This window comes from Psychrobacter sp. Arc29, from assembly GCF_041431175.1.
Lineage (GTDB): Bacteria > Pseudomonadota > Gammaproteobacteria > Pseudomonadales > Moraxellaceae > Psychrobacter.
Genome location: NZ_JASMRR010000017.1, coordinates 1 through 5,736, shown reverse-complemented (window position 1 = coordinate 5,736; position 5,736 = coordinate 1). Strand labels below are relative to the sequence as shown.

General features: G+C 48.3%; 2 tRNA genes and 3 rRNA genes. All 5 read right to left on the bottom strand.

The annotated features are described in order from the left end of the window. Positions 1–6 precede the first annotated feature (6 nt). Positions 7–120, bottom strand: a 5S ribosomal RNA gene (gene rrf / locus QO189_RS14135). A 187-nt stretch (positions 121–307) separates the two neighbouring features. Beyond that, positions 308–3,163: ribosomal RNA gene (locus tag QO189_RS14130) — 23S ribosomal RNA — on the bottom strand. A gap of 348 nt (positions 3,164–3,511) precedes the next feature. Further along, positions 3,512–3,587 (bottom strand) — tRNA-Ala (locus QO189_RS14125). 9 nt (positions 3,588–3,596) lie between these two features. Next, positions 3,597–3,673, bottom strand: a tRNA-Ile gene (locus QO189_RS14120). A gap of 74 nt (positions 3,674–3,747) precedes the next feature. Then, a 16S ribosomal RNA gene (locus QO189_RS14115) occupies positions 3,748–5,286 on the bottom strand. Together the 16S, 23S and 5S rRNA genes with 2 tRNA genes alongside form the textbook arrangement of a ribosomal RNA operon. Between the last annotated feature and the right edge of the window lie 450 nt (positions 5,287–5,736).

The window sequence follows — 5,736 nt, the reverse complement described above, 5'->3', positions numbered from 1 at the left end:
ATAGAGAGCTGACGATGACCTACTCTCACATGGGCGAACCACACTACCATTGGCGCAACGATGTTTCACTTCTGAGTTCGGGAAGGGATCAGGTGGGGCCATCGCGCTATTGTCGTCAGCAAAGGGGGTTAGATATGAGTCTGTTGTTGTTTTTATTGACATCAAGTTTGAGCTTGTTGTCGATCAACTTGTAACCTAACTGAATCAAGGTTAACGGTGATATCGAAATGTTCTTTCTTTATTCTATAAGCTTACGCTTATACAAGATAGATTAATTAGACTTGTATACAAACCACTTGGGTGTTGTATGGTCAAGCCAAACGAGCAATTAGTACAGGTTAGCTACACGCATCGCTGCGCTTCCACACCCTGCCTATCAACGTCCTAGTCTTGAACGGCTCTTTAGGGAAATCTAATCTTGAGGTGGGCTTCCCGCTTAGATGCTTTCAGCGGTTATCCCATCCGAACGTAGCTACCGGGCAATGCCACTGGCGTGACAACCCGAACACCAGAGGTTCGTCCACTCTGGTCCTCTCGTACTAGGAGCAGATCCTCTCAAATTTCCAACGCCCACGGTAGATAGGGACCGAACTGTCTCACGACGTTCTAAACCCAGCTCGCGTACCTCTTTAAATGGCGAACAGCCATACCCTTAGGACCTGCTTCAGCCCTAGGATGAGATGAGCCGACATCGAGGTGCCAAACACCGCCGTCGATATGAACTCTTGGGCGGTATCAGCCTGTTATCCCCAGAGTACCTTTTATCCGTTGAGCGATGGCCCTTCCATACAGAACCACCGGATCACTAAGACCTACTTTCGTACCTGCTCGACTTGTGGGTCTCGCAGTTAAGCGCGCTTTTGCCTTTATACTCTACGACCGATTTCCGACCGGTCTGAGCGCACCTTCGTACTCCTCCGTTACTCTTTAGGAGGAGACCGCCCCAGTCAAACTACCCACCATACATTGTCCTCGGTATTGTTATACCTGAGTTAGAACCCCAACATGACCAGGGTGGTATTTCAAGATTGGCTCCACCAAGACTAGCGTCTCGGCTTCAAAGCCTCCCACCTATCCTGCACAAGTCAGGTCAAAGTTCAATGTAAAGCTGTAGTAAAGGTTCACGGGGTCTTTCCGTCTAGCCGCGGGTACACAGCATCTTCACTGCGATTTCGATTTCACTGAGTCTCTGCTGGAGACAGCGCTGCCATCATTATGTCATTCGTGCAGGTCGGAACTTACCCGACAAGGAATTTCGCTACCTTAGGACCGTTATAGTTACGGCCGCCGTTTACTGGGGCTTCGATCAAGAGCTTCGCTTACGCTAACCCCATCAATTAACCTTCCAGCACCGGGCAGACATCACACCCTATACGTCCACTTTCGTGTTTGCAGAGTGCTGTGTTTTTAATAAACAGTTGCAGCAGCCTGGTATCTGCGACTGCCAGCAGCTCAAGGAGCAAGTCCTATCACCACCAACAGCGTACCTTCTCCCGAAGTTACGGTACCATTTTGCCTAGTTCCTTCAGCAGAGTTCTCTCAAGCGCCTTGGTATTCTCTACCTGATCACCTGTGTCGGTTTAGGGTACGATTCGTTTATAACTATTGCTTAGAAGCTTTTCCTGGAAGCATGGTATTTGCCACTTCGCTGTACAAGTACAGCTTGCTATCAGATCTCGGTATAGAATAGCCCGGATTTACCTAAGCTATAAACCTACATCCTTTCACCTGGACAACCAACGCCAGGCTGACATAACCTTCTCCGTCCCTCCATCGCATTATAAACAAGTATCGGAATATTAACCGATTTCCCATCGACTACGCCTTTCGGCCTCGCCTTAGGGGTCGACTCACCCAGCCCCGATTAACGTTGGACTGGAACCCTTGATCTTCCGGCGTGCGAGCTTTTCACTCGCATTATCGTTACTCACGTCAGCATTCGCTCTTGTGATACCTCCAGCATGCTTTACAACACACCTTCACAGGCTTACACAACGCTCCCCTACCACTTGAAAACAAATTCAAATCCGCAGCTTCGGCTCCTAGTTTGAGCCCCGTTACATCTTCCGCGCGGGCCGACTCGACTAGTGAGCTATTACGCTTTCTTTAAAGGATGGCTGCTTCTAAGCCAACCTCCTAGCTGTCTATGCCTTCCCACCTCGTTTCCCACTTAACTAGGAATTTGGGGCCTTAGCTGGCGGTCTGGGTTGTTTCCCTCTCCACGATGGACGTTAGCACCCACCGTGTGTCTCCCGGATATCACTCATCGGTATTCGGAGTTTGCATCGGTTTGGTAAGTCGGTATGACCCCCTAGCCGAAACAGTGCTCTACCCCCAATGGTGTTCGTCCGAGGCGCTACCTAAATAGCTTTCGGGGAGAACCAGCTATCACCGAGTTTGATTAGCCTTTCACCCCTATCCACAAGTCATCCCCTGGCTTTTCAACGACAGTGGGTTCGGTCCTCCGGTGCCTGTTACGGCACTTTCAACCTGCTCATGGATAGATCACTCGGTTTCGGGTCTATACCCTGCAACTATTCGCCCTATTAAGACTCGGTTTCCCTACGGCTCCCCTAAACGGTTAACCTTGCTACAGAATATAAGTCGCTGACCCATTATACAAAAGGTACGCGGTCACCCAACAAGTGGGCTCCCACTGCTTGTACGCACACGGTTTCAGGTTCTATTTCACTCCCCTCACAGGGGTTCTTTTCGCCTTTCCCTCACGGTACTGGTTCACTATCGGTCAGTCAGGAGTATTTAGCCTTGGAGGATGGTCCCCCCATCTTCAAACAGGATTTCTCGTGCCCCGCTCTACTTAATATGTTAACGCTAATGTTTCGAATACAGGACTATCACCTACTACGGTCAGCTTTCCCACGCTGTTCTTCTACATTAGCACTAATCGGCTTCTCCCCGTTCGCTCGCCGCTACTAGGGGAATCTCAATTGATGTCTATTCCTAAGGGTACTGAGATGTTTCACTTCCCCTCGTTCGCTTCCTAATAAATTAGGATACCTACCTTATGGTAAGTGGGTTTCCCCATTCAGAAATCTCCGGATCACAGGATATTGCCGCCTCCCCGAAGCTTATCGCAGGCTGTCACGTCTTTCATCGCCTCTGACTGCCAAGGCATCCACCATGTGCGCTTCATTACTTGACCATACAACCCCAAGTAGTCTTTCGACTTCTAAGTGTCATACAATCTAATTATGATAACGATATCACCTATGTTTATACGCTTGATTCAGTTCTCTTTACTTTTTTAATAACTCACCCCTGGGATAACAACTGATGTCGTTAAGAGGTGAGTTATTAAGGTTAGGAAGTGCGCGTGAACACGCGCTTCCTAACCCAGACTCATATCTATGTTTTTAAATAGTTCCTGTATCCTCGTCGAATAACAGGTTCTGTATAAAACAGAAAGAAGTAATCGTGTCTTTATTCAAGACGAATCACTTGTTTCTATTTATACTAATTAGCACTTAAAGCTTACTGACCGTCTTAGTAGTGGTGGAGCCAAACGGAGTCGAACCGTTGACCTCCTGCGTGCAAGGCAGGCGCTCTACCAACTGAGCTATGGCCCCATTATAAAATGGTGGGTCTAAGTGGACTCGAACCACTGACCCCCGCGTTATCAACACGGTGCTCTAACCAGCTGAGCTACAGACCCTAATACGTTTGTTAAAACGTAAGCTTAAACTAAAGAACAACTTGTTGTGAATTCTTGCTGACCGAATGCGTCTATAAGGAGGTGATCCAGCCGCAGGTTCCCCTACGGCTACCTTGTTACGACTTCACCCCAGTCATCAACCACACCGTGGTGAACGCTCCCCCTAAGGTTAAGCTATCCACTTCTGGTGCAATCAACTCCCATGGTGTGACGGGCGGTGTGTACAAGGCCCGGGAACGTATTCACCGCGGCATTCTGATCCGCGATTACTAGCGATTCCTACTTCATGGAGTCGAGTTGCAGACTCCAATCTGGACTACGATAGGCTTTTTGAGATTCGCATCACATCGCTGTGTAGCTGCCCTCTGTACCTACCATTGTAGCACGTGTGTAGCCCTGGTCGTAAGGGCCATGATGACTTGACGTCGTCCCCGCCTTCCTCCAGTTTGTCACTGGCAGTATCCTTAGAGTTCCCGGCTTAACCCGCTGGTAACTAAGGACAAGGGTTGCGCTCGTTGCGGGACTTAACCCAACATCTCACGACACGAGCTGACGACAGCCATGCAGCACCTGTATTCTAATTCCCGAAGGCACTCCCGCATCTCTGCAGGATTCTAGATATGTCAAGACCAGGTAAGGTTCTTCGCGTTGCATCGAATTAAACCACATGCTCCACCGCTTGTGCGGGCCCCCGTCAATTCATTTGAGTTTTAACCTTGCGGCCGTACTCCCCAGGCGGTCTACTTATTGCGTTAGCTGCGTCACTAAGTCCTCAAGGGACCCAACGACTAGTAGACATCGTTTACGGCGTGGACTACCAGGGTATCTAATCCTGTTTGCTACCCACGCTTTCGAGCCTCAGTGTCAGTATGATGCCAGGAAGCTGCCTTCGCCATCGGTATTCCTTCAGATCTCTACGCATTTCACCGCTACACCTGAAATTCTACTTCCCTCTCACCTACTCTAGCCTAACAGTTTCAGATGCAGTTCCCAGGTTAAGCCCGGGGATTTCACATCTGACTTATCAAGCCACCTACGCTCGCTTTACGCCCAGTAATTCCGATTAACGCTTGCACCCTCTGTATTACCGCGGCTGCTGGCACAGAGTTAGCCGGTGCTTATTCTGCAGCTAATGTCATCGTCTCCGGGTATTAACCGAAGAGTCTTCTTCACTGCTTAAAGTGCTTTACAACCAAAAGGCCTTCTTCACACACGCGGCATGGCTGGATCAGGGTTTCCCCCATTGTCCAATATTCCCCACTGCTGCCTCCCGTAGGAGTCCGGGCCGTGTCTCAGTCCCGGTGTGGCTGATCATCCTCTCAGACCAGCTACAGATCGTCGCCATGGTAGGCCTTTACCCCACCATCTAGCTAATCCGACTTAGGCTCATCTAATAGCGAGAGCAACAAGTTGCCCCCTTTCTCCCGTAGGACGTATGCGGTATTAATACGAGTTTCCCCGTGCTATCCCCCACTACTAGGTAGATTCCTAAGTATTACTCACCCGTCCGCCGCTCGACGCCTGATAGCAAGCTATCATCGTTTCCGCTCGACTTGCATGTGTTAAGCCTGCCGCCAGCGTTCAATCTGAGCCATGATCAAACTCTTCAGTTTAATCTTGCTATGAAGCTCTTTAAAGAAGCTTCTAAACTTGGCTCATCTAATCTGGCAAAATCGCTAAAAATTATGTTCGTAATGAATTAACTTTGAGTTTTTCTGCTGTCTTAAATGATAATTTTTATAGTTAATAATCTTTCCGAAAAGAAAAGATAGTCAACTTTATTTTTTAGCATTCTGAATCAGCAAAAATCCACACAAGTTGTTCTTTAGTTATGCTTTTAAATAGTCTCAATCACTGTCGTCCAGTCATCGATATATAGGGTAAATCTTTCGCTATTCGCTTTTTCCGTTGCCGGTTAAGCTATCTAGCGAGCCGACTATCTTATCATAATGATTTGAATTGTCAAGCTTTATTTTAATTTGTTTCAACAGGTTAACCGCGTTATCAATGTGTAATCTACACATCTCTCACTGCCAGTCCGTCTGATGAGGGCGTATTATAGA